Genomic DNA, 26,151 nt, shown 5'->3' with positions numbered 1-26,151 from the left:
GACGCATGAACCAGCCCGACCCGACCACCGACCAGAACCTGCGCGCCTACCGGGTGCGCGCGATCGATCTGCTTCAGCGCGCCCGCGACATCCACCGAGAGACGTGCATCCTGGCCCGGGGTGACGTCCAGCCGCCCGCGTTCAGGTGCGGCATGTGTGAGGTCCTCGCCGAGGAGCCTGCCGCCGTGCCGCCCGTGGACCGGGACGCCCTGCGCGACCGCATCGCCGCCACGATGCGCGAGCACGGCGTGGTGCACCTCGGTGACCAGGTGCCCGCCGACGAGTACGACTGCTGCGCCGACGCGGTCCTGCCCGTGCTGCCTGCCGGCCGGGTGCTGTACGGCACGGCAGACACCCGGGCCGCCGCTGAGCGCCGTGAGCGGTACGCGGCAGCCCTGTTGGGGCCTGACGCCGCCGGGACTCTGGACTCGGCTGCCGACGAGATGCTCAAGGCCGTCATGACTGTCGCGGACGCCGAGCAGGCCGAGTTGCGCCGGTTGGCTGGCGAGACACCGGCCGACACCGAGGCGCAGCCCAGCGCCCTGAAGCGTGCGCACGTCGCACTCGCCGCACAAGCAGGCCGCGACCAAGCCGCACTCGTTCGCGTCCGAGAGTGGGTGACGAGCGACGTCGTCACCGCCCGCAGTGGATTCGGTGACGGCTACCGGGAGGCGCAGCGCGACATGCGCGACCTCCTCAACGGACGGCCGCCCACCGAGCCCGCCGCCGGGGCGCGGCAGGACGGGGCGCAGTCGTGACGCGACCGGTCGGCAAGCGTGAGCGCCCGGATGAGGTGTCCTGGCTGCTCCAGATCCAGCATAAGCCGCGAGACCCCTGGCACGACCACACGGGCAACCTCTTCGGCCGCAAGAGGGCTGAGGCGTTCTTGGCCGAGCGCCGTGCCACCAACCCGACGTGCCGGTACCGGCTGGTTCGGGTGACGACCGCGTACACGATCGCGGCCGACTGGTGACCCCCGCCGTCGTGTTCGTCGTGCTCGTCGTCGCGGTCGCTGCCTAGTTACCCGCCGGTTAACTCCCTGACGGCCTCGACCCCCCTCCCGAGGCCGTCACACTCACCCACCCCCCACAGGCCGTCTCACAAGAACCCAGCGACCGAATCGGAGCAGGAAATGACAACCCCGAAGACCCAACTCCCGTACACCGCCGTCCGCCACCCCAAATGCGGCGGCTGGTGGACCGGCCTCAGCCGCGCCCACTGCCCCGCCTGCTGCCGAACCTTCAGCTGCGACAGCGCCGCCGACAAGCACCGCCAAGGCCGCCACGGCATAGACCGCCACTGTGCCGACCCCGCCACCGTCGGCCTCGTCCTCGTCGACAAGCCCTACGGCGTCATGTGGCAAAACCCCGGCGGCGAACAGTGGTTCAACGCCAGCAACGAGGAGGCGGCAGCCGCATGACCGTCGACCTCCCCGCCCCGATCGTCGTCACCCGCCACCAGTGCCCGTTCTGCCGCCGCCACACCCGCGCCAGCGCCACAGCCGTGCAGGACCACATGACGCGCTGCTGGCGCAACCCGGCACTCCGCAACTGCAAGACCTGCCAGCACCATCTGCCCGCCACCCAGGGCGAGTCCTGCAACCCCGGCGAGTGGTGCGCCTGCGGCGACTACCCGGAAGCCTGCGACATCGACGCCGCGCCAGCAGGCGCCACCTTCCCGATCAGCCACTGCCCCAAGTGGACCCCCACCGCCTGACCTGCGCCTTCGTGGGCCAACACTCAACCGATCAAGGAGAACTGACCATGGGAATGTCCACCAACGCCATGCTCGTCTACGGCTACCACCTCGGCAGCGACGACGGAGGCTGGCTCGTCCGCGGCGTCGGCGAGTACGGCGAACTCCCCACCCTCAGCTGGCACCAATCCGAAAGCGACGACGCCGACTTCGGAACCGACGTCGAGCTCCGCCTCCTCGCCTCCGTCGGCTTCACCGAGACGGACTGGAGCGCCGACGGCTACTACGACCGCAAGCGCGAGGCGGAAGCCCGGCTCGGCGTCGAGCTCGAATTCCACTGCTCCGGCGACTACCCGATGTACCTGCTCACCGCCAAGAGCATCACCGCCTACCGGGGCGACGCCAAGGAGATCGACTTCGCCGCCCTTCAAGCCGAGACGGAGCAGGCCGGAGCCGACGCCAAGCTGAGGGCCGCGCTTGAGGCCCTCGAACTCCGCCCCACCCAGGAGCAGCCGCGCTGGCTCCTGTGCTCGTACTGGGGCTAACCCACCGCCTGATCCCACCCCCGCCGTCCGGCCCGCCCACCCCGGGCCGGACCTTCAAGGAGCACACCATGACCGACACCCGCGACTTCGCCCTCGCCGACATCCTCACCATGACCACCGGTCGCCTCCTCAGCAGCCGCCACATGGAAGGCGTCTACGACATCGCCAACTGGATGACCGGCGACAACCTCATGACCCACCAAATCCCGCGCGCCGCCGACGCCTGCGGGAAAGCACTCCTCGCCCAGCACCCGCAACTGACCGACGTTGCCCCGCCCGACGACATCGACGCACCCGACCTCATGGCCTGGCTCTCCGACACCGAACGGCAGCACGGCCAGCACCTCCCGGTCGCCCCGCTCCCGCCCGACGCCTGGGAACACCGCAACCCGATCGAGGAACTCTGCGACAAGATCGGCGCCGAGAAGGTGTACGCCATGCCGGTCCCGGACGGCGGTGAGCAGCGATGACCACACCCGCCTGCACCCACAGTTTCCCCGACCCGTACCCGCAGCCCGTCGACCAGATCGGCAACTGCCGGAACTGCGGCACCAGCTATCGGGACGCCAAAGCCGCGGCGACACCCGCCGAGGAACTCCGAGCGGCAGCCGACACGCTGGCGCCCGCGACCGACACGTCCCCGAGCCTCGCCGTCGAATACCCCGACCTCGACGCCTGCTACGCGCACATGCTGCGCACCACAGCCGAGACGTGCGACGCCGTCACCCGGCACGGACTCGACCTCGACGAAACCGCCCACTGGCTCGCCCCGGCACTCGCCGCAGCCCGCCAGATCAACGGCGCCGACCCGCAGCCCCCGCTCAGCCCGTGCATCTGCCGCCAGTCCGTCCACGCCGAAGAGCACAAAGGCCGCACCATCGACAGCTGCCCCTGGTGCACACCCGCACCCGACATCCGGCCCAAGCCCGCCCGCACCGACACCATGCCGACAGGCGACCTGCCGTGAGAGCCGCCCGCGCCCTCGCCCGCCACTACGACGCGTGGGAACACGCCGCCCTCAACTGCCCCCACCGACGCCACCTCCGCCGCAACCGCTGGCCACTCGCAGCCCTCTGCGCCATACGCGTCGGACCCGCATGGATCGGCGCCATCCGCAGGAGGCCGACATGACCCGCCCGCCGCTGCGCTGGCAGCCCGACGACCAATCCGCCGCCATCCTCGCCGCCTACAGCCGCCGCCGCGAACCCCTGCGATCCGTCCTCCGGCGGGCGCTACGACTCCTCGCCCAAGCCGACGGACTCCTCGACACCCGCGGACACGTCATCACCCAACCCGGACACCGACGGAGGCAGCCGTGAGATCCCTGACCAGCCGGCAACGCGAGGTTCTCCTCCTCGCCGCGAACGGCAACAGCAACCAGGAAATCGCCACCTGGCGAGGCGTCACAACCCACTCCGTCGGCGAGATCCTCACCGCCGCCTACCGCCGGCTCGGCGCCGCCGACCGCGCCCAAGCCGTCGCCATCGCCCTCGCCGTCGGCGAACTAGGCATCCACCAAATCCACATCCCCGACCAGCAGAGAGAGGTAGCCGCATGAGCGAGCAGACCCGCTACCCCTACGACGACGGTGACGTCACCGTCCTCGGCCCCGAGATCTTCGCCAGCAAGGACGGCACGGTCATCTCCTGGCGCGGAGACAATTACATCCGCCAGCAACACATCCAGCCCGGCAGCAGTGAGCTCACCGCAGGCGCCATCCACGAACTCGCCTCCGCCGTCCGTGACCTCTGCTCCGCCATCCGCCTGGAGATCGCCGACAGGCAGCCCACCGCCGCATGCGGAGCTCCCAACGACGCCGCGAACAGCCTCGGCACCCAACGCTGCGGACTTCCCGCCGGACACGACGGCCGCCACGTCGAAGGCATCAGCAGCTGGCCGCGCAAGGGTGCGCCCCACGACACCGGCCCCAGCGTTCGCGAGGTCGCCGCCAACGACCGGCGCTGGCCACTGGAGAAGGCAGGCGAATGACGAAGGCGCCACCCCGATTCCGGCGGGGTGGCGCCTTCGATGCGTGCGGACTACGCGGCTTCCTCCACCGCCGGCGGCCTCTTGCCGGCGAGCACTTGCCGTACCCAGCCCGGTGACAGCCGCAGCTGCGCGGCCAGCTCATCCACCGACACACCCCGCCGATACGCCGCCCGCAGCGCTCTGTTCCTGCGGGCCTGCAACCGCTCCCGCGCAGCAGCACCCGCCACCGTCCGGTGCAGTACCACCGCCAGCCGCAGCAGCAGCCGGCCCGCCACGTCATCCCACCTACGCGCCATGCAGATCCCCCTGACGTCGAACGCCACCCCGCTGAATGGACACCGTCACGGCAGGGGAGAGGCGGCACAAGGGCGCACAACGCAGAACACCGCCCGTGCAACACGGACGGTGCTCATGAGACGGATGATCAGACGCGGGGCGCCTCCAGCGACGTTGGCGGAGCTACATCTCTGTCAGCTGATACGCCTCCGGAAGTTCCGGCAGTGGCACCCGGAGCGCCTTGCCGAGCAGGGCGCGCGCCATCAACTCCCACTCGACCGCCGGACGCCCGGCCGGCTTCACAAACAGGAGCGAGCCGTCCTCTCGAACTGCCGCGCCGCCGGTAAAGGCCCGGTCGCAGTCGAGGACGCGGACGGCCACACCGAACTCGGCGAGCAGATCATCGAGGGGTGCGTCGAGCAGGCGGTCGACAGTGGGGGATTTCACGGGCCGCTCTAAGGCGGCGTGGGTAAGCTGTTGCAAGGTTCCCTTCCTTCCCGGGTGGGTTACCAGATCGGCGGGCCTGAACCCGCTGGTAGAACGGGCCCGGTGTTCACAGCACCGGGCCGTTCGCGTGTCAGGGGCCAACCGTAGGTGAGGGCGGAGTGGTCAATCGGCCCCTACTGTTACGGATTCATCTCAGTGCGGCAGGGCCTCGTCGAGGTACTCCTGCACCGGCCCGTACAGGCCATAGGGCACGTAGTCCTTGATCTCCGAGTGGGCGACCCAGGCGACCGCGTCCAGCTCCTCCTCGTCCGCGACCTTCGCCTCGCCCTGCAGCACCTCGCACGCCGTGTACGACATGAGCCGGCCGGTCTTCGGGTGCACGCGCTCGCCGAGCAGCTTGGTCGCCGCGACGACGAGCCCCGTCTCCTCGACGGTCTCCCGCACAGCGGCCACTTCCGCGGCCTCGCCAGCCTCAATGGCGCCCGCGGGGAACTGCCACATGAGCTCGCCCTCGGAGATCCGGCGACGGACCATCAGCACGCGACCCTCGGAGACGATGATCGCGGCGGAGATGCCCGGCTTCTCGGTCGTGGTCTCGGTCATGCAGCTACCTCCAGGACGTTCAGGATGGGCGGGTAGATCTGGCTGTGCGGGATGAAGCGGGTGACCGTGGCCCGCGGCACCCAGGCCACGTCGACGTTCTCCACGGGGTCACGGTTCGAGGTGTCACCGGCCAGGTAGTCGCAGAGGTGGTACTCGGCAATCACGCCGGTAACGGGGTGGATGCGCTCGCCGAGATACTCGCGGACGGCGCAGTGGACGCCGGTCTCGCCGTGCGTCTCCTGGACCGCGGTCGTCGCCGGGTCGGTGCCCGGCTTGACCATGCCGGCCGGGAACTGCCACCGCAGTTCACCGTCCCCGCGCCGGCAAACCAGTAGGACTTCGTCTCCTCGCAGCACGACGGCTATCGCTACCCGCAGCGCCTGCGCTTCCATGCGTGGCTCGGCTGGGCGCATCAAGAGCGCGAACCGTCGCTGCACCGCCTCACCCGCCTGTTCGTATGCCGTGTCGAGGATCTGTTGAACCTCGGTTCGATGGACCATCTCCGGTGCCTGGTGCCACCGGGTGATGGTGCGCGGTGAGATCCCGAGGCGTTCACCGAACGCCTCGTTCGTCATCCGCATCGCCTCCTGCAGAAGGCATGCTGTGCGGCCGGTCCATGTGCCGACGACGTCCACTATCGGGCTCCCGTGCTCGCTGCGCTCGGGTCTGGCGGGGCGGTGTCCACTTGGTGGCGCCGCCGTGTCTAGGTGTTGCTGTTACGGCTGATCGGCGTCGGGGTCGTGTCCTTCTGCCGCGCCCGCGCGAGGCGTTGACTCGGCGGCATGGTTCTTCTTGCCGCGTTTCGCGCTCCGCCCCTTGGCGATGCCTTCGGCCCAGCCGTAGCTGCGCCCGAAGAGTTCTCCGACTTCGGCCCACGTGCGGCCCTGGCGCAGCCCTTGGATGGCGGCCTGCTGAATCGCGTAGAGGTCTTGGTCGCGCTCCGCCAGTTTCTGCCGGGCTTCGAGTGCGGCGCGCCCTCGGGCGAGCAGATCGTCAATGGCTGCGACTTCGGCGACTTTCGCCTCCAGGGACTCCGTGAACGCATCTGTCATGAGGTCAGAGTAGGAGTCAACACGCCAGTTCTCAAGACGGTGTTGACAGACCCTCAGACTGCCTTCAGGATGGTGTTGAAGCGAACGGCGCTCCACCGCCGGGAGCCTCAGCGACCGCTCCACCGGCCGCACCACACAAACGAAAACGGCCCCAGCACCGGGACTCCACTCCCAGGCCAGGGCCTCACCACGAGGAATCTCTGAAGGGTCCCCTCATGGCTACTGAGATCGTACCGGCGCTCCAGGGCGCCGAGCACACGGGCACGTCCCCGCTTCCGTCGGCCGCCGAGGCTGCGGACCGCCTGGTCGCCGCTGTCGGCGCCTGGGCGTCCCGCTCGCACCGGCAGAACGGCGCGATCGAGGGCTTCCGGCTGCTGAACGTGCTCCGGATCCACGCCCGCCCGATCTACAACCTTCGCGCCATCGACGACGAGGTCGACCGACTGGGGCGCCTCGCCAACAACCGCCTCCTCAACGTGGCCGACCCGGCCAGCTGGAGGGCCAGGAACGCGGCGTACCGGGCAGCCGACGAGGCCGCCAGGGACGTCTACGCGGCGGTCATGCGCGACGTGTATGACGTGTTCCAGGTCATCACCGGGGTCTCCGCCGAAAGCATTCAGGGCCTGAACCTGCGGGTTCCGTTCGCTCAGATCGCTGAGGCCGCCCGCACTCTGGCGGTGGCGTCGTGACGACCGCCCTTTCCCCGGCCGACGCCGCAGCCCGTCTCGCGGCGCAGGGCCCGGTCCGCACGGCCCGCACCCCGAAGCTGGCCCGCAAGGTTCTGGAGCGGTTCCCGGCGTCCGCGCCGCGCGGCTCCTGGCCGGCGGAGGAGTTCGCCGCCGACCGTCGCCGCGACGGTGTCCCGGCCCGCGTCGTCATGGACCTCGACTCCGACTCGTACCTCGTCATCATCGAGGCCGCGTCGTGAGCGGCGAGCTGGAGCGCCTGATGGCCGCGCAGGCGAAGGCGGACGAAGTAGTCCGGCAGGTGGCCGAGGCGCCGCAGGCGGGCCCGCTGCTGCGGGTTGCGGTCACCGATGTTGAGACCGGGCAGCGGCTCGGAACTGGCTTCGTCAACTACGACCGCATGATGCGCCGGCTCCGCGTGGTGAACGACCGCAGCGAGCACCCCCTGCCCAAGTAGGACCCCTAGACCGCCGCGGGCGGCGATCGACGACTATCCCCCCGTCTCTCCGCCCGCGGCTTCCAACTCCGCACCACCCATCTGACCTTTCGCTGCCCTGGAGGGCTTCCATGCCGTACACCCAGACCGCCCCGGACCCGGCCGAGGCCATGGCCGAGCTGATCCGCGAGCACCGCAAGCAGCTCGGCGGCAGGTACTCGACCGAGTTCTACACCTCGCACGAGGTGGTCGGCCGGTTCAGCAACCAGGCTGGCGCCACCGTTGAGGTGCGCGGGCTGGTCAAGTTCGAGCAGAAGCGCTACCCGAGCAACGACCGCATCGTCTCGGCCGGGGCGTCCGCCATGTGCAACGGCTACGGCTGCGTCGACCCGAAGCACGAGGAGCCGTTCGCCGAGCCGGTCGCGTTGGACGACAACGCCGACGAGACCAGCGATGCGGCCATGCCGCTGGTCCAGAAGGCCCGTGAGTGGGCGCAGGCGCACGCCGAGACGTGCCGCGCCCAGGCCTACACCCGCTGACCCCGCACCACCCACCTGCACCTACTGACCCGAGAGGGCCCGTGATCCACGATGTCTACGCAGACCCGTACCGCGTTCCTGGCCGAGTACCGTGCCGCCTTCGACTCCGGAAGTCAGGCCTGGATCGCCGAGGTGATGGCCGCCGCGACCGCCTACGACCGGGAGCACCCGTTCGAGCCGTCCCTGGCCGACGAACTTGTCCTCCTCGTCGACGAGCTGGCCGCCCTCGACTACGAGGCAGCCGCGTGATGGCGGGCCACGCGTTCCGACGTGACGAGCCGGTCATGGTCCTGTCCGCCCCGAACCTGCCCGGTCTGGTCGGTCGCACGGGGACGGTCGCGAACACGTACCCGCCGGCGGATGGCCGGTGGCAGGTGGCCGGGCTGCGCGAGCTCGCGGTGGACCACCTGCTCGGGTTCCCGACGTTCACCGCCGAGCAGCTGCGGTCGGAGGCGGCGTGATGGCCACGGTCGAGATCACCAGCTTCGGCTACCTCCACGACGCCCCACCCACCGCGGACCTGGTCATCGACCTGCGGCACCACTTCCGCGACCCGCACGTCTCCCCGGAACTCCGCTACATGACGGCGAACGACGAGCCGGTCAGGCGGGCAGTGCTGGGAACGCCCGGAATCCGGGCGCTGGTGGAGGCCACCGCAGCAGCGGTCACAGCGTTCGCCGCCGGCCCGTCCGCCAGCACGGTCACCGTCGCCGACGGATGTGCAGGCGGCCGGCATCGGGCGCCGACGTTCGCACGGGCCCTCGCCTCACGCCTGATCGACGCCGGACACGCCGTGATCATCCACCACCGCGACCTGGACAAGCCCGTCGTCCAGCGGTGACCACCAGCCCCCGCCAGACCGCCACTGGGTCTACGCCTCGACAGCGGGCGAGGGCGCTTGCACCACCCAACCGAATCCATCGATCAAGGAGAGCTCTCATGGCGAACAAGTGGGCAGACCGCGACCCGCACCGTGGCGACTACGACCCGAACAAGGTGCAGGACACCAGCGCCGAATACGACTACCTCAAGGCCATCCAGCGCCACGGCTCCGACAGCGTCGAAGCGATGATCGCCGGTGCGATCGCCGACGCCAAGCAGAAGGACCGCTGAGCCTTCCAGTCCGCCGTGGCGGCAGTTCCCCTCCCGCCGCCACGGCACCCCGGCTTCTGGCCGGGCCCGAGGTCGCCCCGCGAAACCCCCGCGCGGGGCGGCCCCGAGCACGACCAGCACCAACCCAACCACCCACCGAACCGAGAGGACTCCTCATGGCCATCAACCCGAACACCGGTAGCGAGATCGAGATTGAGGACGACGGCGACTACACCGTCACCTTCTCCATGCAGCTCCCGCAGCAGCCCACCAACGACGACGAGGGCTGACCGGCTGTCCGCGTCGCCCGGCCCACCCCGGCCGGGCGGCAAGGAGAACCGGCCAGCACCACCCACCGTCCGCATCAACTGCCCTGAGAGGCCGTCATGCTCCGTCTGATCCTCTGGTCGCTGCTTGCGATCTTCCTGCTCGTCGTCGGCGCCTGGCCGGCTGCCGCTGCACCGATCGGCCTGGCCGTCACCGGCGCCGGCGTCATCGCCAGCAAGATCCCCGCGATCGTGCTGCTCGGCGCCGCCGCCGTCGCCTGGGAACTGCGCCACCGGACCAACACCACCAAGCCCGCCACCGCCTGAACCCGAGAGGAAACCGATCACCGTGACCAGCTGGCGAGAAGAGCGTCGCGCCGACAAGGCCGCTGACGCCACGGAGCGCCGCCGTGACGACGAGCACCGAGCCAAGCTGCGTCGCGACGAACGCCGCAAAGACCGAGACGAAGCCCGCGAGATCAAGGCCCAGGCCCGCCGGGAAAAGGCGCAGCGCCGTCAGGCCCGCGCCGCCCGCCGGGAGAAGACCCTCACCCCCGGCAACGTGTACCGCAAGGGCACGCTCGGCCTGGTGACCCTGTCCGCGTTGGCGTCGCTGCCCGCGCAGATCATCCACTTCGTCACGCTGCACTGGATGCTGTTCCCGATCGGGCCTGCCCTCGAAGGCGCGGCCTGGGTGATGGCGGCAGGTGTCGCCTACGCCGACGAGCGGAAGCTGCCGGTCTGGGTGCGCTGGTTGCTGCGCGGGCTGTCCATGGGTGCCGCCGGATACGCCGCGAACATCAACTACGGGTACGGGCTAAGCCTGCAAGGCCACGGCCTGTCCGCATCGGACGCTGCCGCGGTCGGCTGGGGCTTGGCCGCCGTCACCATGCTCGGGCCACTGTTCTTCGAAGTCCGTCAGTGGGTCCTCACCCTCACCGCCGCCGCCATCGACCCCAAGAAGCGAGCCGAGGAGAAGGCGCGCGCCGTGCACGAGAAGCGGCGCCGCCGGCACCACAAGACTGTTGCCGACATCGCGGACCGCCTCATCTCCGCAGCCCCCTACGGCGCCCTCAAGTTCGAGGACGCGTGGGCACAGGCGTGGTCGATCGTGCACGGAACCGACCGGCTGGGCATGACCCCCAGGCTGCACGCCTATGCGGTCCGGTCGTCCTCCGCCCTCGACGCTGCGATGGAGCAGGTGGAGCTCGACGCGAAGACGATCCGGCAGCGGATCCTCGACCTGCTCCGCCGCCCGGCGAAGTCCCCGGCAGAGTCGCTGAGGTACGTGCTCCCGACGCCTCCCGCGAAGGCACTCGGAGTGACCGGAAAGCCGCAGGTCGTTACCGATCTCCCCCCTGCCCAGACGAAGGTATCCGAGAAGCCCGCCAAGGGGGCCCGTCGGCAGCCCCCGCCGCACCGCCGCAGCAAGGGCGACGCGCTGCCCTTCCACCCCCTCGCCAGGACCCAGGCCGCCGACACCGCCCGCAAGCACACCGTCGTCAACGGCCACCACTAGGAGCATCAGATGGCTACCCCGCTGAGTGACGAGCGTCCGCCGCTGACCCTCGTCGAGAACACCCCCGAGACGGCCACCGTCTTCGAGTTCGAGAAGCGCCCCCGCCCGGGGTGGATGCTGTCCGGCGAGCAGCTCCGCCAGTGGGCCGTGTACGCCGCCGACAACACGGTCGACGCGATCCGCTTCCACGCCACCCACAGCCCCTACTACCTCGGCTGGTCGCTGCGCGGATACCGGCGCCTGTGCCTTCGCTGGTGGGAGGCGCGGCACGACGACTACCGGCAGCAGATTGCCACCGCCAAGCTGATGCTGCGCGCCTCCAAGGGCAAGCCCGCCGACGAAGCCAAGTACAAGGCGCTCGTCGATGTGCGCCGCGCCGAGTACAAGGCCCACAAGAAGCGGCACTGGATTCGCACCGGAATTAGCGGGCTCATCATCGTCGGCGGCACCAGCGCCGCCTTCCTGCTCGGCAGCTGGTGGGTACAGCTCCTCATGACGCTCGCCTACATCGTCGTCGGCGCCTGCTTCGGCCGGCCCGCCGAGCCCGCGGTGAAGCCGATTCAGGGCCCGACCCGCACCAGTCACCTGGGCGAGGAGACGATGCGGCGCGTCCTCGTCGAGGCCGGGGCTGTGCCGGAGAAGCGCGGCGACGAGATCCGCGGTGTCGGAATCCCGCACACCGAAGGCCCCGGCATCGCCTACGCCGTCCACACCCCGTCCGGCATTCCCGCCTCGGTCGCCGTCGCCAAGAAGCAGCAGGTGGCCGCCGCGCTCGGCGTGCACTCCGACTGGATCGACCTCAGCGTCGGCAGTGTCGAGACGTTGCTGCTGATCTGGGTTGCCAGCGAGGACCCGTTCGGCGTCAGCCGCAGGTCGCCGCTCATCGGCCACAAGGGCGCCCTCGACCTGTGGAACGACGGCGCACCCATCCTCTTCGGCAAGCGCGGCAACGTCATCCGGATGCGCCTGCGCGACCTGATGATGCTGATCGGCGGCCGGACCCGCAGCGGCAAGGGCATGCTCCTCGCCAACCTGAACCTCGCCATGGCCAAGGAAGTCCGCATCAACCTGCGCCTCTTCGACGGCAAGGCATCCGGCGAGCACAACGCCCTCGCCCCACTGCTGGCCACGTTCGTGAAGAAGAACCCCGAGCGGCTCGTGATGTTCACGCGAGCCGTGCTGGAGGACCTGGACCGACGGGCCGACTTCCTCGACGAGCGCGGCAAGTCCAAGCTCACCGAGGACCTGATCGAAGAGATCGGCGGCATCGAGGTCATCGAGATCGACGAGCTCGCCACCTATACCGCCAAGGGCACCAGCCCGTTCGTCGAGGAGATCGTCGAGAACCTCTGCCAGATCGCCGCTGTCGGCGCCGGCCTCGGTGTGCTCCTGGAACTGGCCACACAGGTGCCGGAGGTTGACGTGGTGCGCGGCCGGCTGCGCCAGAATCTCGTGGCTCGGGCCGCGATGAACACGGAGTCGCCGCAGGCATCCAACACGATCATGGGTGACGGTATGGCCGGGCAGGGCTTCGACGCCTCCCTGATCCCGCTCGACCAGCGAGGACGCTGCTGGTTCACCACCCCCGACACCGGCACCATCCCCGCCCGGTCGGGTCTCGTCGAGGACGACGACCGGCCGCCGGTCATCGCCGAGGGCTACGAACTGCGGAAGGCGGCAGGCCGGTTGCCCGGCCAGTGGCGCGACCCGATCGAGGAGAAGCTCATCGCCTGGACCGGCGTCTCGTCGGCCGCGGGCGGGGAGCGCGGTAACGGGCGCATCGTTCGCGTCACTCTCCTGGAGCGACTGGAGACGATCGCCCGCGCCACCAACCGCGGGGGAGCGACGAACGCCGAAGTGTTCGCCGCGCTGGCCGCCACGAACAGCGCCAAGTACGGCCGGCAGGGCGGCGAGACGGACCGCGGCTGGACCACCCGCGTCGGCAAGCTCCTCAAGGACGAGATCGAGGGACTCGGCGTCGACCTCGACGTCAAACGGGTCACCGGGCCGGACGGCGAGCGCACCCCCGGCTACCTCCTCACCGACATCATCACCGCCCGGAATGTCCCGGCTTGAGGTCTGACACAGGTCTGCCAGCCAGCGGATAAGCCCAGGCCACAGGTCTGCCGCAGGTCTGCCAAGTACAGCCGCAGCCCGGTGGCCGCGGCAGCCGGCGGCAGACCTCTGGCAGACCTCCCACCTGCACGTTTACCACCCACGACAGACCTCTGACAGACCGAAAGGAGGCCCACATGCTCACCCTGAAGATCCAGCAGATGACCATCAACGACCACCCCTACCAGTGCCCCGAGTGCGCCTCTGAAGCCTTCACCCTCGACGGCGTCGGCTTCATCGACGCACTCCCTGTCCGCGGCAACTGCTGGCAGTCCCACGGCTGGGAAGAGCCCCTCATCACCCTCGGCCACCTCAAGCTGATCAACGAGGTGCGCACCGGCCGCGAACGCGCCGAGGACGACGACACCTTCGCGATCCAGATCGGCGGCGCGGTCCTCGCCGGCACCCTCCACCCCGACGTCATCCTCGACGACCTCATGCGAGCCGGCGACGTGTACTGGAAGCGGATCATCAAGCCCGCCATCCGGCGCCGCAAGAACAAGGCCGTCCGCGCAGTGAAGCGGCCGATCAAGACGGCGAAGGCCGCCGTCGCCGGAGCCACCTCCGACACCGTTGCAGCCGCCAAAGCCGCCGCCATCGGGGCCGCCTGGGGCTGGCAGGCCGGCGGCACAACACCCGACCCCAACTACACGCCCGAGCCAGTCAACCCGTGCGCCGCCTGCACCGGCGGCTACATCCAACTCGACACCCACCTGCACGACGCCACCCGCGTCCGCTGCTCCGTATGCCACGGCACCGGCGAAATCGACTAGGAGACCACCCGTCATGACCGTCCTGCCCGAGCCGACGCCCACCGCCCCCGCGGCCGGGCAGGCCCACCGAGACGCCACCATCAACGAGCGCGCCGAGGAAATGCTCGCCGCCCTCAACGACGCCATCACCCGCGAGAAGCAGCAGACCCGCTACGACAACCCCGACCTGCCCAGCCACAAGGACGGCACCCAGATCGGGACCGCAGCCCCCGTCGACCAGCCCGGCCGGGCCGCGATGAGCAAGCAGGCGACCGACGACAGCGTCCGCATGATCTGCTTCGGAGGGATGATCCTTCTCACCGGTGCAGGCATCGGCATCGTCATGGTGGCCTCCGACTACGCCAACCCCACAGTGATCGGCGTGTTCTTCGGCGGCCTGGCCGCACTCGCTCTCGCCGCGGCCCGCCTCCTCCGCCGGGCTGGCGAAGCGGCACCCGCCGAGATCCACCAGCACTACAGCGGCAACGTCTACCAGCAGCACAGCGAGACCCACAGCCGGTCCGTGTGGGCCAAGAACATCAACGAGAAGTGAGAGGAACTGATGGAGCGCTATCACTCCCTGTATTGGATGTACGTGATCCTCGGTCCGCTCCTGCTGGGCCTGATCGCTCTCATTCTGATCGCACTCCCCGGCGACCCCAGCACCAGCGGCATGCTCATCGGGTTGGCGGTATACCTGGCGATCGCCGTCGTTGGCGGCGCCGTCATGACCCGCCGCATCGACCGCTGACCCTGATCAGCTCGCATCCTCCAGGCCCCGGTCTTCGGCCGGGGCCTTCGGCTTGCCCGGCACCGCCCGCGCCATCCACCGGTCGTCGGTCAGCAGCCGCGGCATCATCGCCGGCCGCAACCCCAACCGGTCGCACAGCTCGGCGAGTCCGCGGGCGCACTCCGCCTCGGTATCCGCCTGCACCGCGAACCTCAGAGCCATACCGGCAGTGTGGCCCTCGAGGTGGGGGAGCGGGGCGGATTGGGTGAATCAGGGGCTACTGGTCGACTTCCCGCCTAGGGCGGCCACCCTTGCGTGCTCGCCGCTCGGCGAGCTCCTGCTCGGCCGCCTTGAGCTCGGCGCGCTCGCGGTCGTTGCCGTGCTGCTCGATGAACGATCGGACGTGGTCGACGAGGTCGGCGCTGCGGTCAACGCCCTGTCGCGTGGTGGCGGTTCCGTAGGCGTCCCACATGCGGCGGGGGATGCGGAAGCGGGTGACGAAGGTGTGGTCGCTGGCGTCGGTCATGCGGTCAATGTTCCCACAGGGTTTCTCTCCCGAATAGCTTGTGTGGCTACACGGTTATGGATACTGTGTAGCCACAGAGAACGAACCGCTCAGGGGGACCCGCGCATGAACGTCACCACCCAAATCCGCCGGACCCACGCCGCAGCCCAGCGCGTCACCAAGGCCCTCGCCTACCGCGCCCGCAGCGGCCGCATCGCCGCCCAACTGGAAGCCGGCCGCCTCGTCCGAACCGGCGACATCCTCGACCGCCTCGGCGCCAGCGACCTCAAAGACGGCTACCAGTCCTGGTACGGCCGCCACGTCAAGAAGGCGTTCATCACCGCCACCGGCACCGAGCCCGTCCGCTGCTGGGTGCAGCACCGCACCACCGGCAAGTGGATCCACGTCCACGTCTACAGCCCCTTCGACATGGCGCTCTACATCGGACTCGTCAGCTACAAGCAGACCAAGCACCTCGCCCAGCCCGCCCTCTTCCAGGCCGCCTACACGGAGGCCGCCTGAACCAACCCCACTGCGCTCCCCGCGTGGGAGGAGACCCCCGAAGAGGCCGCCGCCTGGGACCGCCTCTGGGGCGACCGCGACCTCGACTACGACACTGAAGAGGAGTAGTCGATGCCGTGCGACTGCGACCGCTGCTGTTCCCGCTGCCCACACGACCCGGACTGCCGGCCCGGCGAGCCCGACGACCCGTCCGACGCCTACGGTCAGTAGGCGCAGCAAAGGCCCGCCCCCTTGCAGAGTCGGCCCCTATGTCGCCGTCAGTCGATGTATGAGCCGTCGGACCTGGTCCGATGGCGCGACCGAAGGTGCCTGCACTGTGGGCAATGCGACGCCGTGCCCCGCTTCAACACCCAACTGATGCCGGCTGTGCACAAGTGCAGGAACCCCACCATCCAGTCTTGCCCCAGCCGGCCGAACCCCGGCATCGTGCACGTCCGGCAATCACGACAGCCACCAGCCATCACAAGCCCCCCGGCTCATCGCACGCACCCCCTGCGCGCAGTTCCGGAAGGCTACCGCCGCACACGGGCCCCCGCCCCGGGAACATGTCGAGACCCCCGGAGCGCCACATACTCCGGGGGTCTCACCCAACCCGCCATCCGGGTGGTCTCATCTCACCGGTTGCTACGTCTGCGGGTGCGTGCAGCCTTGCGGGCCATGGCGGACCGCCCGGATCGGGCGACGCCCTCATTGCTGATCCTGGCGGCCTTCGACTTCGACATGCCCTTCCGGCGCAGGGCCCTGTACGTGTCCCAGCGTGTTCGGTAGACGAATCCGGCGCGGCCGCCCTTCGCGGAGACCATGTCAGCGCTCGCCGGGGCGTCGGTGCGCGGCGGTCATCGTCGTTGCCATGTCCTCCATGGTGCCCCTCAAGGACGGGGCGTGGTAGGGGAGTGGGCGACTAATCGGCCTCAATGTCCTACGATTCGAAGGTATTGACAGTGATTGTCAAACGAATCAATGGATCCGAGGGAGTCGTGATGGCCGGCGGACCAGACCCATACAAGCGCAGGAACCGCGCCAAGCGCGCCGAGTACGCGGAGATCGTCTTCGACCTCACGCTCGAGGGCCTCAGCATCCGCAAGATCGACGCCCTCACTCAGGACCCCAACGGGCCCACCGGCGGCCACCGGATCAGCGCCACCACCGCCAAAGAAATGATCCGCGAGGAAGCCGCCCGCCGCATCGACCCCAAGGTCGACGAATGGCGCGCCGTCCAAGTCACCCGCATCGAAGCCGCCCTCGCCCGCCTCGACGGCCTCGAGGAAGCCGCACACAAGGTGCTGGAGCGCGAGCACATCACCGTCAACAATGGCCGCATCATCAAGCTCGACGACGGCGTCCCTCTCCTCGACGACGGCCCCGTCCTTGCCGCCATCGACCGCCTCGTGAAGATCGAGGAAGCACGGCTCCGGAACGGCGAGGCCCTCCGCCGCATCCTCGGCCTCGACATGCCCGTCAAGGTCGACGCCACCGTCACCGAAACCACGCAGCAGGATCTCGAGCTGCAGGAGATGCTCCGCGACGCCAAGGCGCAGATGCAACTGGAGGAGCAGCAGATCATCGACGGCGGCGACGGATGACCCGCAGCGGCTACTACCTCAACTCCCTGGTCCCGTCCTGGCTTCAGCATGACGGCGGCTATCGCGCCGCCCTCACCCAGCACCTCCGCGACCGGCTCACCTTCCAGGGCTACGAGATCGTCGCCCCAATCCGGATCCGCCGCGACGACGGCGACGTCCCGCCGCCGGTCGGGATGGTGATGCTGCGCGTCGAGACAGAGGTCGAGGAGTTCGACGTCGAAGTCGACGAAGGCAACTGACGTGACGGCCCCAACCCGCACACCGCCCGCATACCTGGGCGGCCTCGACGCCGAGACGTTCGGCCTGGCAGCCCACCTTGCCCAGTTCGACGCCAAGCTCCTCGCCAACCCTGAAGGCCGTCGCACGCTCACACGTCTCGACCCTCTCCTCTTCGGCCTCACCTACCTGCGCCACCATCTCCGCGATGCCGAAGGGCGCATCACGTTCGGGGATGCCCACCTCGACTGGTGCCGCGCCGCGCGTTCTTGGGTGCGGCCGCCCAGGCAGCCGGCCGTGCACCGTGACGCCTACATCGCCCCCCGCAACATGGGGAAGTCCACCTGGTGGTTCCTGATCCTGCCGATGTGGGCTGCGGCGCACGGTCACGTCAGGTTCGCCGCGGCGTTCGCGTCCTCGGCCACCCAGGCGGAGACGCACCTGAGCACCTTCAAGCGGGAGCTGGACACGAACCCGCTGCTGCGCCAGGACTTTCCCGACTTGTGCAGCCCGGCGAAGCGGCCGTCGGGCGGGAATGTCGCCGACACCCAGTCCATGTTCATTGCCCGCAACGGATTCGTGTTCGCGGCCCGCGGCATCGATTCCTCCAACCTCGGCATGAAGGTCGAGGAACGGCGACCCGACCTCATCCTGTGCGACGACATCGAACCGGACGAGTCGTCGTACTCGCTGGAGCTGGCCCGGAAGCGGCGCACCACCCTCGTCGACTCGATCCTCCCCCTCAACGTGTACGCGAGGGTGGTCATCTCCGGCACAGTCACCATGCCGGGCAGCATCGTCCACCAGCTGGTGAAGCACGCCCGCGGCGTCGAGACCGCTGCATGGATCAGCGAGGAGGGCTTCGCCGCCCACTACACGCCCCCGATCATCAAGACGGCGGGCGGCTACGAGCGCAGCGTGTGGCCGGCGAAGTGGCCCATCGGCTACCTGAAGTCCATCGAAGCGACGCGGTCGTTCGCGAAGAACTATGCCAACGATCCGATGGGCGCTGACGGTGCGCTGTGGGTGCCGGACGACTTCCGCTACCCGGGCCCGGACGGCCCGGATCCGGTCACGCACATGATGCTGTCGATCGACCCCGCGGTCACGGCGAAGAAGGGCTCCGACTTCACCGGCTTGGCCGTGGTGTCGTGGTCGGCGCAGGCGCGCCGCTGCACCGTGCATGAGGCGCTGGCCGTGAAGATCCCGCCCGGGGTGCATATGAGGGAGCGGGTCCTGGCGCTCCTCGACGAGTGGCCGCAGGTCGGGCTGATCCTGCTCGAGGTGAACCAGGGTCAGGACACCTGGCAGTCCGTGTTTCATCACATGCCGGTCAAGGTGAAGACGGTGTCGCAGTCGGAACCGAAGTTCACCAGGGCCGAGGGGGTCCTGAACCACTACCAGCGGGGCCGGGTGCTGCATGCCCGCCGGCTGCGGGAGTTGGAGGAGCAGATGTGCGCCTTCCCGAGAGCCCCGCATGACGACCTTGTGGACGCGGTGGGCAGTGCGGTCAAACGGTTCCTGCCGACGAAGCAGAGAGAAGTATCCAAGGCTAGTAGCGCAAGCTACCTTTGATTCGAAGGTGACTGCGTATGCTTGCCTTGACTGGGGAGGTCGCATTGGAAGACGAGACGGTCGACCGCACAGACCTCATGTTCGGCATCGATGAACTCAAAGAGGCCCGCCCCGGCTACGACCAGGCCCAGACCTACTACGACGGCAAGGTCCCCGAAGTCTTCACCAGCGCCCGCCTGCGCCGCGCCCTCGCCGCCCACCAGATCGACTTCGACCTCAACTTCGCGAAGACCCCCGTCAACGCCGTCGCCCACCGGCTGAAGGTCGCCTCGATCACCAGCCCCGACGACGCGACGAACGACCTCATCTCCAAGATCTGGCAGGACAACCAGCTCAACCTCGAACTGCCCGACCTGTTCCGCCGCGGCTGCGAGTACGGCGACGCCTACCTCATGGTCGTCCCGGTCGAGGACGACGCCGGCAAAGTGGTGCGGGTCGAGATGTTCTACAACTCCCCGCAGACCGTCCGCGTCATCTACGCCGAGGACAACCCCCGCCGCAAGGCGTACACGATCAAGAAGTGGTGCGAGGGCCCCTACCATCGCGCCGAGTTGTACTACGACGACCGCACCGAACGGTGGACCACCGGCAAGGACTCCAAGGGCGACAAGGCCGCCGACTGGACTCACTGGCCCGCCGACGAGGAAGACCCCGAGTCGTGGCTGATCGAGCACGACTGGAACGAACAGCCGGTCTTCCACTTCCGCACCGACCGGCCCTACGGCGTCCCGGAGCACTACGGCGCCTACGGCCCGCAGAACGCCATCACCAAGCTCCAGGCCACGCACATGGGCACCGTCGACTACCAGGGTGCCCCGCAGCGGTACGCGCTCACCGAGACCGCGACCACGGACACGTCCGACCTGGAGCCCGGCGACTTCGATGACGATGACTGGCCGCCCGACGACGCGGGCACCGGCCCGTCCGACTCCGGTGACGACTCCAGCCTGAAGGCCGGGCCCGGCGAGATGTGGCTGCTGCGCGGCTACAAGGCTGTCGGCCAGTTCACTGCCGCGGACCCGGACGTGTTCCTCGACCCGATCATGTTCAACGTGCGGGCGATGGCGCAGATCACGGACACGCCGCTGCGCATGTTCGACCCGCAGTCCTCCCAGCGGTCCGGCGAGTCCTACCGCGAGGAAGACGGCCCCTACATCAGCAAGGTCGAGAACCGGCAGACCTCCTACGGCGCCAGCCTCCACGAAGCGATCACCTTCGCCCTGCGCCGCCTCGGCGTCGAGGATCCGGTCGTCACCGTGGACTGGGTACCCGCCCGCTCCGTCTCCTCCGCAGAGGGCTGGCAGACCGTCAAGGCAAAGATCGAAGCCGGAGTGCCGCGCCGCCAGGCCCTCATGGAGGCCGGCTACCGGTCCGAGCAGGTCGACGCCTGGCTCACGGGCACCGACGACGCCGAGCTTCAGCGCCGCGTCGACGTCCTCGCCTCCCTCGCCGACTCCGCACAGAAGCTCGGCGCTGCGGCCGCGCTCGGCGTCATCACCAGCGAGCAGGTCACCGCGCTCATGTCCGGCGCGATCGACGACTTGGAGGCGCTCGCGCAGGCCCAGGAGGACAGCTGATGGCCTACGAGTCCGCTGACCTGCTGCGCCTGGTCCAGGTCGAGCACACCGACGAGGTCGCCGCGCTGGAGGACGGCATCACCACTGCCGGCGTTGGGTCCGCGGACCGCTCTCTGAAGCGCCTCATCGAGGCGACGCTGACGGCGTGGACGCGGGCCTTCGGCGGCCCCAACCGGCCCGCCACGGCAGGGGACTTGCTGCGCCGGCTCCTCGCCGCCGCCCGCGCGGCCGTCCGTCGCATCCTCGGAGCGCTCGGCCCCCGCGCCACCGCGGCGCTCACCGGTGCAGTGGAGGATGCGGTGACCCTCGGCGCGCAGCAGGGCGCGGCGTTCATGGCCGCGGCGACCGGCCGACGGCTCCGCGTCCCGGCCATCCCGCAGCCGTCACGGAACTTGCGGGCCGAGGCCGCACGGCTGGCCAACATGGTCACCGAACGCCGGGACCGGGCCCTGCACATGCTCGCGAGCGGCAACGTCTCGCGCTGGTCGCACGTACTGGCCGGACTGGGCGCGGCCCGCGCGGCGGTGTCGCTGTCGCGCGGCCACATCGCCTGGGTCACGGCCGCCGCCGTCGCCGAGGGCCTCGACGCGGTCGCCCGATCGGCGGGAACCCTGCGGCTGTGGGTCGCCGAGGCCGACGCCTGCGTGCGCTGCCTCGCCTACAGCGGCCTCATCGTCCAGCAGGACGAGTCGTTCCCGGGCGGCCTGTCGTGGGACCCCCGACAGCGCCGTCTGCGGGCGGCCGGTGTGCCCGGGCCGCCGCTGCACCAGCACTGCCGGTGCCGGACCGTGCCCTGGTCGAACCGGTGGCCCGCGGTCGGCATCGCCTTCCCGGAGGCTCTGCGCCGAGAGGCCGAGCGGTCGATCGGCTACGGCCGTGCTCGCCCCTCGGAGTCGACGACCGTCCGTATCCGGGCCGCCCGCGAACTGCTGCGCACCGTCGATGACTTGCTGCCGGCGGTGCAGACGGTCGCCCGTACCGCCGTCAGGAACGGCCGCTTCCCGGCCGCCGCATAGACCCCGGGCGGCCCGACGATGGGCCGCCGCCAACCCCGTGATGGGAGAACACAGATGGGCATCCACACCACCACCCGCCGCCGCATCACCCGGCCGCCCGGCTCGATCCTCGGATACCGGGCCGATGGCCGGCCGATCCACATCATCGCCGGCGGCGCCGACGACGACGAGCCGGACGTGATCGTCGACGACGACCCCGAGCCCGACCCGGCCGACGACCCGGACCCGGAGCCCGATCCCGCCCCGGAGCCGGACGACAAGCCGAAGCCCAAGCCGCCCGCGGGCAAGACCGAGCCGGAGCCGTGGAAGCCGCCGTCTAAGGAGGAGTGGGAGCGGACGCAGGCCGCGCTGAAGAAGTCCAACGACGACGGCAAGCGGCACCGGCTCCGCAACAAGGAGCTGGAGGAAGCCGCCCGCGCGGGCGAGACGGAGCACGAGAAGGCCCTGCGCGAGGCGCGCGAGGAGGGCGAGAAGCGGTTCCGGGAGCCGATGAAGAAGTCCGGCGTCCGCGCGGCGCTGGCGGAGGCGGGGTTCACGGCGCCGGACCGGCTGATGAAGCTCATCGACTGGGACGCGATCAGCGTCGACGACGAGGGGGACCTCGTCGGGGCCGAGGCTGAGGTGGACCGGGTCAAGTCCGAGTACCCGGAGCTGCTGCCGCAGGACAAGCCCAAGCCGAAGCCCCGGCCGACCGGGGCGCCGAAGCCGCCGGCCGCCGAGAAGCCGAAGTCGACGGCGGAGCTGCACGCGGCCCGGATCCTCGGCAGGGCTTGACACCCGGAGGTATATTCGTCACCAGGTGAATTGCTCCGGTGATCGGAGCCGGCCACCGCCCTTGCTTGCGAAGGCGCCCGTGATGGGGCCCGAGCCCACGACTCGATTCCCCATCACGCCGCCCGCAGGAGGGCTCCCGTGGCACGCAACACCGCTGAAGCCTGGATTCCCGAAGAGTGGGAGACATCCCAGGTCATCCAGGCCGTACTCCAGATCTCCGCCGTCGAGGCCCTCGCGTCCCCGATCACCATGGGGTCCGACACCAAGCACGTCCCGCGCACCGCGGGCATGGGCGTCGACGTCGTCGCCAAGGGCGGCACCTACGGCGAGGACGTCAGCCTCAACGACGAAGTGCTGCTTACCGCCCGCAAGTTCGGCAAGGCCGTCCGCCTCGCTGAGGAGGACATCGACGACTCGGTCGCCGACCTCATCAACGCGAAGATGCTCGGCTGGGGCAAGTCCTACGCCAAGATGATCGACAACGCGTGCCTCGCGGTGTCCGCCGCGTCCAACGGCACCACGATCCCGTTCACCAGCCTCTACCAGCTGCTGAACACCACGGACTCCGACCTCGGGTACACCGGCGGCGCGAACATCACCACCGCCGCGTCCGCGAACGCCCCGACCTACGACGAGTTCTCCACCGCCGTCGGCGCGGTCGAGACCGGCGACTACTTCGACCCGGGCAACACCTACGCCATCGCCCACACCTCGTTCAGGAAGTTCCTGCGCGGTGTGAAGGACGGCGAGAGCCGGCCCATCTTCGTCGAGGGCACTGCGGGCACCCCGGACACCATCTTCAACGTTCCCGTCCGCTGGAGCCTCGGCGCACGCCTGAACGCCACGGCCAGCGCCGCACCGTCGGGCCGTCCGATCATGGCGTTCGTCAACCCGGAGCTCATGCTCCTCGGCCGTCGGTCCGGCCCGGAGTCCGTGTTCATCGACGGCCGCGACGGCCTGTCCGCGCTGACGGACGAGTCGATCCTGAAGATGCGCGCCCGCCGTGGCTGGGCCTACGGCCACCCGGCCGGCGCTTCCATCCTCGTCGGCTGACCCCTCTTCGTGTCGCGCCGCCCGACGGCTCCGGGCGGCGCGACAGCAACGCAAGGGAGGTGAGCCGTGGCAGCAGCGAAGAAGACCGCCAGCAGCGCACGCGCCAAGCAGCACCCGGCGAAGGCCGGTGAGCCTGAGGTCGAGGTCGACGAGCGCACCGCGGACGGCGCCGAGGGCATGAGCTTCGTCAAGGAGTTCGTCGTCCTTGCCTCGCAGTGGACCGACGAGGACGACGCGCACGACGCGAACAAGGCCGGCACCGTGAACGAGGCGATCCAGCGGGGCCTGCACCCGCGCGGCGACGTGTCCTTCGACGGCTCCGTCGAGCACCGCGACGGGAAGTCGCTGACGCTCACGTACTCCGTGGAGACCGTCCCCGCGTCGGTCGACCACAACCCGGCAGACACCACCACGCCCCGCGACGTGATCGAGGGCGGCGACTGACATGGTCAACGCCTGGGCGACCGTGCAGCAGGTCAACAACGTCACCGGCGTGTCGGTGACGGTCCAGCAGCTTGCCCAGGCGCAGGACGACATCGAGATCTTCAGCGGCCGGGTGTACGAGGACACGCCGCGGATCCGGACGCGGGATCTCTACTGGCTGGGCCGGGCCGTCGCCCGACAGGCAGCATGGGCGGCAGGCCAGTTCGGGCTGGAGACGCGGCTGGATGCCACGCAGATCCAGCAGGACCAGGTGTCGTCCAGCCTGAAGGACGACGGCCTGGTCCTCGCACCCATGGCGGCCCGCGCCCTGCGCAGGGTGTCGTGGATGCGGTCGCGGACCGTACACATCCGCTCGGCGGTCGAGAGCGCCAGCCTCCCCGTCGGTAATCCGCTCTCGGACAGCTCGGACGACTCGTTCGTCTGGGCCCCGACCGGCGGGGGGCCGTGATGCAGGCGATCGCCACCACCAAGGTCACCATCCTCCGTGGCACCGAGGAGGACGAGTTCGGGGACGAGCGGGACACCGACACCCCGATCGCCACCGGGATCCCGGCCAGCCTCGTCGAGCAGACACGACGCGTGTCCGGCAGGGAGAACCCGACCCCGCGCACCGTCCGCTACGCCGTCGCCCGGGTACCGGCCGGCACGGACATCACCGACAACGACCGGGTCCTCGATGAACGCACCGGCGACAAGTACATCGTCGACGCCGTCTCCGGGATGGCGAACCCGGCGATCCAAGTAGACCGGCGCGTCGACCTCCGACGCACTACCTGACCTGCCTTTTTCCTGACAGCAGGAAGAAGGCGACAACCGAACAGGGCCACATGCTCGGGGAGACCGGGCGGCCATCGAGCACGACGACCACCTTCGGAGAGGAGGCGGCCATGGCGCGATCCGGTGTGCGGATCGACCCTTCCGCACGCGCACACGTCGACGCAGCCATCAACGACTGGCTCGGCGACACCATCGGCCCCGCCATCCTCGGCGACGCCCGCGACTACGTGCACAAGCGCTCAGGCCGCCTGCACGACTCCTTGCGCTCCGAATGCCACGACAAGGTGCTGCGCGTCGGCTCACTGGACTGCAACTACTCCACCGATGTGGAACTCGGAACGGGCCCGCACGTCATCGTCCCCAGCACCAAGAAGGCGTTGCACTGGCCGGACGCCGACCACCCCGTCGCACGCGTCAACCACCCCGGCACCCCGCCGATGCCGTACCTGCGCCCCGCCCTCTTCCAGAGGAGGACGGCATGAGCACACCCGTCCTGCACGCCACCCCGGAACTGGTGACCACCGCCTGGCTCAAGACCGTCGTCGGAGACCGTGTCGCCACCACCCTGCCCAAGCCCGCAGACGACGGCACCATCTCCTGGGCCAACGGAGGGTTCGTCACCCACGTTGTCGCCGGAGGCTCCTCGAACATCTACGTCCCGCTGCGCACCCCCGTGATGGGCCTGAGCTGCTGGGCCGTCAACCCGGACTCACAGAAGCCGCCGTGGGGGCAGGCATCGAACCTCGCCGAGGCCATCGTCGCCGCGTGCCTGGACCACGACAACGTGCCGAAGACCCGCCTGTCACTGCCGGGCAACTTCCCCGACGTGCAGGTCAAGTCCGCGTACACCACCGGGGATCCACGGCGGGTCCCGGACGACGCCTCTCCATACGCCCGCTACGACATCCCGGGCCTGGTCATCGCATGGACGGAGGTCCCGTCATGACCCGCATGTGGGCCGTGCAGGAGAACACCCCGCACGGGCAGCTCCTCAGCTGGAACGGCAAGACGCTGATCCACGGCGACCGGGCTGAGCTGGAGTTCCTGCTGGCCGGCGACATCCGGGTCGTGCCGTGCCCGCCGAGTCTGCGCCCCGAGGACTGCCTGGAGCTCCGCTTCCATCCGCAGTTCTCTCACCACCAGTTCCCGCTCGTGAGGAGTGCCTACCGATGACGCGGACCGTCCGCACCACCATGCGACCCGACCAGCCGATCGAGGTCGGCGAGGCGGAGTACCTCGACCTGAAGCGACAGAAGCTCCTGCTCGCCGACGACGAGCCCTCCGGGATTCTCGCTGACGCCGGGCCCCCGCCCGCGACCAAGAAGCCCGCCGCCGTCTCCGGCACGGCCCGCAGCAAGGAGAACTAA

The 26,151-nt window shown here is 69.6% G+C and carries 47 protein-coding genes; 39 read left to right on the top strand and 8 right to left on the bottom strand.

The annotated features are described in order from the left end of the window. Window positions 1-5: 5 nt before the first annotated feature. The 10 genes from CP983_RS05965 to CP983_RS05925 all read left to right on the top strand — a co-directional run bounded on the left by CP983_RS05965 (window position 6) and on the right by CP983_RS05925 (window position 4,229). Entirely contained in the window at window positions 6-758 is a 753-nt protein-coding gene (locus CP983_RS05965; protein WP_150498815.1) for a hypothetical protein, read from the top strand. After that, a complete protein-coding gene (locus CP983_RS05960) occupies window positions 755-973 on the top strand; it encodes a hypothetical protein (RefSeq protein ID WP_150498814.1) in 219 nt (72 codons plus the stop codon). Before CP983_RS05965 ends, CP983_RS05960 begins: the two co-directional genes overlap by 4 nt. 159 nt (window positions 974-1,132) lie before the next feature. Beyond that, window positions 1,133-1,420 carry an FDXHR family putative zinc-binding protein gene (locus CP983_RS05955; RefSeq protein ID WP_150498813.1) on the top strand — a complete coding sequence of 96 codons (288 nt, stop codon included), beginning with the start codon at window positions 1,133-1,135 and terminating at the stop codon, window positions 1,418-1,420. Further along, window positions 1,417-1,716, top strand: a complete 300-nt coding sequence (locus CP983_RS05950; protein WP_150498812.1) for a hypothetical protein — start codon at window positions 1,417-1,419, stop codon at window positions 1,714-1,716. Before CP983_RS05955 ends, CP983_RS05950 begins: the two co-directional genes overlap by 4 nt. 47 nt (window positions 1,717-1,763) lie before the next feature. Beyond that, entirely contained in the window at window positions 1,764-2,240 is a 477-nt protein-coding gene (locus CP983_RS05945) for a hypothetical protein (RefSeq protein ID WP_150498811.1), read from the top strand. A 68-nt stretch (window positions 2,241-2,308) separates the two neighbouring features. Beyond that, complete coding sequence (locus CP983_RS05940) at window positions 2,309-2,710, top strand: DUF7736 domain-containing protein (RefSeq protein ID WP_150498810.1); 402 nt, start codon at window positions 2,309-2,311, stop codon at window positions 2,708-2,710. Beyond that, on the top strand, window positions 2,707-3,207 hold the full coding sequence (locus tag CP983_RS05935) for a hypothetical protein (protein ID WP_150498809.1): 501 nt from the start codon (window positions 2,707-2,709) through the stop codon (window positions 3,205-3,207). The genes CP983_RS05940 and CP983_RS05935 overlap by 4 nt, the downstream gene beginning before the upstream one ends. A gap of 160 nt (window positions 3,208-3,367) precedes the next feature. Further along, complete coding sequence (locus CP983_RS43875; RefSeq protein ID WP_167537655.1) at window positions 3,368-3,559, top strand: hypothetical protein; 192 nt, start codon at window positions 3,368-3,370, stop codon at window positions 3,557-3,559. Then, complete coding sequence (locus CP983_RS43870) at window positions 3,556-3,798, top strand: helix-turn-helix domain-containing protein (RefSeq protein ID WP_167537654.1); 243 nt, start codon at window positions 3,556-3,558, stop codon at window positions 3,796-3,798. The genes CP983_RS43875 and CP983_RS43870 overlap by 4 nt, the downstream gene beginning before the upstream one ends. Then, window positions 3,795-4,229, top strand: a complete 435-nt coding sequence (locus CP983_RS05925) for a hypothetical protein (protein ID WP_150498807.1) — start codon at window positions 3,795-3,797, stop codon at window positions 4,227-4,229. The genes CP983_RS43870 and CP983_RS05925 overlap by 4 nt, the downstream gene beginning before the upstream one ends. Before the next feature lie 50 nt (window positions 4,230-4,279). On the opposite strand, the gene CP983_RS05920 is transcribed toward CP983_RS05925, so the two are convergent. From CP983_RS05920 to CP983_RS05900, 5 genes are all read right to left on the bottom strand, one after another. Next, window positions 4,280-4,525, bottom strand: a complete 246-nt coding sequence (locus tag CP983_RS05920) for a hypothetical protein (protein WP_150498806.1) — start codon at window positions 4,523-4,525, stop codon at window positions 4,280-4,282. A gap of 163 nt (window positions 4,526-4,688) precedes the next feature. After that, window positions 4,689-4,988 carry a hypothetical protein gene (locus CP983_RS05915; RefSeq protein ID WP_150498805.1) on the bottom strand — a complete coding sequence of 100 codons (300 nt, stop codon included), beginning with the start codon at window positions 4,986-4,988 and terminating at the stop codon, window positions 4,689-4,691. 156 nt (window positions 4,989-5,144) lie between these two features. Beyond that, window positions 5,145-5,555, bottom strand: a complete 411-nt coding sequence (locus tag CP983_RS05910) for an NUDIX hydrolase (RefSeq protein WP_150498804.1) — start codon at window positions 5,553-5,555, stop codon at window positions 5,145-5,147. Then, window positions 5,552-6,190 carry an NUDIX hydrolase gene (locus CP983_RS05905; protein ID WP_150498803.1) on the bottom strand — a complete coding sequence of 213 codons (639 nt, stop codon included), beginning with the start codon at window positions 6,188-6,190 and terminating at the stop codon, window positions 5,552-5,554. The genes CP983_RS05910 and CP983_RS05905 overlap by 4 nt, the downstream gene beginning before the upstream one ends. Before the next feature lie 81 nt (window positions 6,191-6,271). Then, window positions 6,272-6,607, bottom strand: coding sequence for a hypothetical protein (locus CP983_RS05900; RefSeq protein ID WP_150498802.1), 336 nt, complete (start codon window positions 6,605-6,607; stop codon window positions 6,272-6,274). Between the two features lie 215 nt (window positions 6,608-6,822). On the opposite strand from CP983_RS05900, the gene CP983_RS05895 reads away from it, so the two are divergent. The 14 genes from CP983_RS05895 (at window position 6,823) to CP983_RS05840 (ending at window position 14,763) form a co-directional block, all read left to right on the top strand. Next, window positions 6,823-7,296, top strand: a complete 474-nt coding sequence (locus CP983_RS05895; protein WP_150498801.1) for a hypothetical protein — start codon at window positions 6,823-6,825, stop codon at window positions 7,294-7,296. Then, on the top strand, window positions 7,293-7,535 hold the full coding sequence (locus CP983_RS05890; RefSeq protein ID WP_150498800.1) for a hypothetical protein: 243 nt from the start codon (window positions 7,293-7,295) through the stop codon (window positions 7,533-7,535). The genes CP983_RS05895 and CP983_RS05890 overlap by 4 nt, the downstream gene beginning before the upstream one ends. After that, window positions 7,532-7,750 carry an RNA-binding protein gene (locus CP983_RS05885; RefSeq protein WP_150498799.1) on the top strand — a complete coding sequence of 73 codons (219 nt, stop codon included), beginning with the start codon at window positions 7,532-7,534 and terminating at the stop codon, window positions 7,748-7,750. Before CP983_RS05890 ends, CP983_RS05885 begins: the two co-directional genes overlap by 4 nt. A gap of 110 nt (window positions 7,751-7,860) precedes the next feature. After that, on the top strand, window positions 7,861-8,268 hold the full coding sequence (locus CP983_RS05880) for a hypothetical protein (RefSeq protein WP_150498798.1): 408 nt from the start codon (window positions 7,861-7,863) through the stop codon (window positions 8,266-8,268). A gap of 51 nt (window positions 8,269-8,319) precedes the next feature. Then, window positions 8,320-8,517: a hypothetical protein gene (locus tag CP983_RS05875; protein ID WP_150498797.1), complete on the top strand. Its 198-nt coding sequence runs from the start codon at window positions 8,320-8,322 to the stop codon at window positions 8,515-8,517. A 35-nt stretch (window positions 8,518-8,552) separates the two neighbouring features. Beyond that, window positions 8,553-8,729 (top strand): hypothetical protein, encoded by a 177-nt coding sequence (locus CP983_RS43865; RefSeq protein WP_167537653.1) that lies wholly within the window; start codon window positions 8,553-8,555, stop codon window positions 8,727-8,729. Further along, entirely contained in the window at window positions 8,729-9,109 is a 381-nt protein-coding gene (locus CP983_RS05870; RefSeq protein WP_150498796.1) for a RapZ C-terminal domain-containing protein, read from the top strand. Before CP983_RS43865 ends, CP983_RS05870 begins: the two co-directional genes overlap by 1 nt. A 98-nt stretch (window positions 9,110-9,207) precedes the next feature. Next, window positions 9,208-9,381, top strand: coding sequence for a hypothetical protein (locus CP983_RS43860; protein WP_167537652.1), 174 nt, complete (start codon window positions 9,208-9,210; stop codon window positions 9,379-9,381). 365 nt (window positions 9,382-9,746) lie between these two features. Then, window positions 9,747-9,953 (top strand): hypothetical protein, encoded by a 207-nt coding sequence (locus CP983_RS05865; protein ID WP_150498795.1) that lies wholly within the window; start codon window positions 9,747-9,749, stop codon window positions 9,951-9,953. Between the two features lie 22 nt (window positions 9,954-9,975). Then, window positions 9,976-11,145 carry a hypothetical protein gene (locus tag CP983_RS05860; protein WP_150498794.1) on the top strand — a complete coding sequence of 390 codons (1,170 nt, stop codon included), beginning with the start codon at window positions 9,976-9,978 and terminating at the stop codon, window positions 11,143-11,145. Window positions 11,146-11,154: 9 nt separating this feature from the next. Continuing rightward, window positions 11,155-13,221 carry an FtsK/SpoIIIE domain-containing protein gene (locus CP983_RS05855; protein WP_150498793.1) on the top strand — a complete coding sequence of 689 codons (2,067 nt, stop codon included), beginning with the start codon at window positions 11,155-11,157 and terminating at the stop codon, window positions 13,219-13,221. 176 nt (window positions 13,222-13,397) lie between these two features. Continuing rightward, complete coding sequence (locus CP983_RS05850) at window positions 13,398-14,033, top strand: hypothetical protein (RefSeq protein WP_150498792.1); 636 nt, start codon at window positions 13,398-13,400, stop codon at window positions 14,031-14,033. A gap of 13 nt (window positions 14,034-14,046) precedes the next feature. Further along, window positions 14,047-14,565 carry a hypothetical protein gene (locus CP983_RS05845; protein WP_150498791.1) on the top strand — a complete coding sequence of 173 codons (519 nt, stop codon included), beginning with the start codon at window positions 14,047-14,049 and terminating at the stop codon, window positions 14,563-14,565. Window positions 14,566-14,574: 9 nt separating this feature from the next. Next, the gene (locus tag CP983_RS05840) at window positions 14,575-14,763 is read left to right on the top strand and encodes a hypothetical protein (protein ID WP_150498790.1); all 189 of its coding nucleotides are present in this window, start codon (window positions 14,575-14,577) and stop codon (window positions 14,761-14,763) included. Between the two features lie 6 nt (window positions 14,764-14,769). Here the strand turns inward: CP983_RS05840 and CP983_RS05835 are convergent, their stop codons facing one another. Then, a complete protein-coding gene (locus CP983_RS05835; protein WP_150498789.1) occupies window positions 14,770-14,964 on the bottom strand; it encodes a hypothetical protein in 195 nt (64 codons plus the stop codon). A gap of 55 nt (window positions 14,965-15,019) precedes the next feature. Continuing rightward, entirely contained in the window at window positions 15,020-15,268 is a 249-nt protein-coding gene (locus CP983_RS05830; protein ID WP_150498788.1) for a hypothetical protein, read from the bottom strand. A gap of 105 nt (window positions 15,269-15,373) precedes the next feature. Between CP983_RS05830 and CP983_RS05825 the strand changes: the two genes are divergently transcribed. Further along, window positions 15,374-15,769 carry a hypothetical protein gene (locus CP983_RS05825; RefSeq protein ID WP_150498787.1) on the top strand — a complete coding sequence of 132 codons (396 nt, stop codon included), beginning with the start codon at window positions 15,374-15,376 and terminating at the stop codon, window positions 15,767-15,769. 614 nt (window positions 15,770-16,383) lie between these two features. On the opposite strand, the gene CP983_RS45175 is transcribed toward CP983_RS05825, so the two are convergent. Continuing rightward, a complete protein-coding gene (locus tag CP983_RS45175) occupies window positions 16,384-16,572 on the bottom strand; it encodes a DUF7218 family protein (RefSeq protein WP_425282252.1) in 189 nt (62 codons plus the stop codon). Between the two features lie 111 nt (window positions 16,573-16,683). Between CP983_RS45175 and CP983_RS05815 the strand changes: the two genes are divergently transcribed. From CP983_RS05815 to CP983_RS05750, 14 genes are all read left to right on the top strand, one after another. Continuing rightward, window positions 16,684-17,352, top strand: a complete 669-nt coding sequence (locus CP983_RS05815; RefSeq protein WP_150498785.1) for a hypothetical protein — start codon at window positions 16,684-16,686, stop codon at window positions 17,350-17,352. Next, on the top strand, window positions 17,349-17,591 hold the full coding sequence (locus tag CP983_RS05810) for a hypothetical protein (protein WP_150498784.1): 243 nt from the start codon (window positions 17,349-17,351) through the stop codon (window positions 17,589-17,591). The genes CP983_RS05815 and CP983_RS05810 overlap by 4 nt, the downstream gene beginning before the upstream one ends. Before the next feature lies 1 nt (window position 17,592). Continuing rightward, window positions 17,593-19,143: a hypothetical protein gene (locus CP983_RS05805; protein ID WP_150498783.1), complete on the top strand. Its 1,551-nt coding sequence runs from the start codon at window positions 17,593-17,595 to the stop codon at window positions 19,141-19,143. 44 nt (window positions 19,144-19,187) lie between these two features. After that, on the top strand, window positions 19,188-20,720 hold the full coding sequence (locus CP983_RS05800) for a phage portal protein (RefSeq protein WP_167537651.1): 1,533 nt from the start codon (window positions 19,188-19,190) through the stop codon (window positions 20,718-20,720). Continuing rightward, a complete protein-coding gene (locus CP983_RS05795) occupies window positions 20,720-21,736 on the top strand; it encodes a hypothetical protein (protein WP_150498781.1) in 1,017 nt (338 codons plus the stop codon). Before CP983_RS05800 ends, CP983_RS05795 begins: the two co-directional genes overlap by 1 nt. A gap of 54 nt (window positions 21,737-21,790) precedes the next feature. After that, complete coding sequence (locus CP983_RS05790) at window positions 21,791-22,510, top strand: phage scaffolding protein (protein ID WP_150498780.1); 720 nt, start codon at window positions 21,791-21,793, stop codon at window positions 22,508-22,510. 138 nt (window positions 22,511-22,648) lie between these two features. Beyond that, entirely contained in the window at window positions 22,649-23,563 is a 915-nt protein-coding gene (locus CP983_RS05785; protein WP_150498779.1) for a phage major capsid protein, read from the top strand. A gap of 66 nt (window positions 23,564-23,629) precedes the next feature. Beyond that, a complete protein-coding gene (locus CP983_RS05780; RefSeq protein WP_150498778.1) occupies window positions 23,630-24,007 on the top strand; it encodes a hypothetical protein in 378 nt (125 codons plus the stop codon). A gap of 1 nt (window position 24,008) precedes the next feature. Beyond that, on the top strand, window positions 24,009-24,455 hold the full coding sequence (locus tag CP983_RS05775) for a hypothetical protein (protein ID WP_150498777.1): 447 nt from the start codon (window positions 24,009-24,011) through the stop codon (window positions 24,453-24,455). After that, window positions 24,455-24,784 carry a hypothetical protein gene (locus tag CP983_RS05770; RefSeq protein WP_150498776.1) on the top strand — a complete coding sequence of 110 codons (330 nt, stop codon included), beginning with the start codon at window positions 24,455-24,457 and terminating at the stop codon, window positions 24,782-24,784. The genes CP983_RS05775 and CP983_RS05770 overlap by 1 nt, the downstream gene beginning before the upstream one ends. Window positions 24,785-24,894: 110 nt before the next feature. Further along, window positions 24,895-25,266: an HK97 gp10 family phage protein gene (locus CP983_RS05765; protein ID WP_150498775.1), complete on the top strand. Its 372-nt coding sequence runs from the start codon at window positions 24,895-24,897 to the stop codon at window positions 25,264-25,266. Next, window positions 25,263-25,730: a hypothetical protein gene (locus CP983_RS05760; RefSeq protein ID WP_150498774.1), complete on the top strand. Its 468-nt coding sequence runs from the start codon at window positions 25,263-25,265 to the stop codon at window positions 25,728-25,730. Before CP983_RS05765 ends, CP983_RS05760 begins: the two co-directional genes overlap by 4 nt. Continuing rightward, complete coding sequence (locus CP983_RS05755; protein ID WP_150498773.1) at window positions 25,727-25,957, top strand: hypothetical protein; 231 nt, start codon at window positions 25,727-25,729, stop codon at window positions 25,955-25,957. The genes CP983_RS05760 and CP983_RS05755 overlap by 4 nt, the downstream gene beginning before the upstream one ends. Further along, a complete protein-coding gene (locus CP983_RS05750; RefSeq protein WP_150498772.1) occupies window positions 25,954-26,151 on the top strand; it encodes a hypothetical protein in 198 nt (65 codons plus the stop codon). The genes CP983_RS05755 and CP983_RS05750 overlap by 4 nt, the downstream gene beginning before the upstream one ends.

This window comes from Streptomyces chartreusis (genome assembly GCF_008704715.1).
Classification (GTDB): domain Bacteria; phylum Actinomycetota; class Actinomycetes; order Streptomycetales; family Streptomycetaceae; genus Streptomyces; species Streptomyces chartreusis.
Note: the sequence above shows the minus strand (reverse complement) of the source record. Positions and strands in the feature narration are given on the sequence as shown.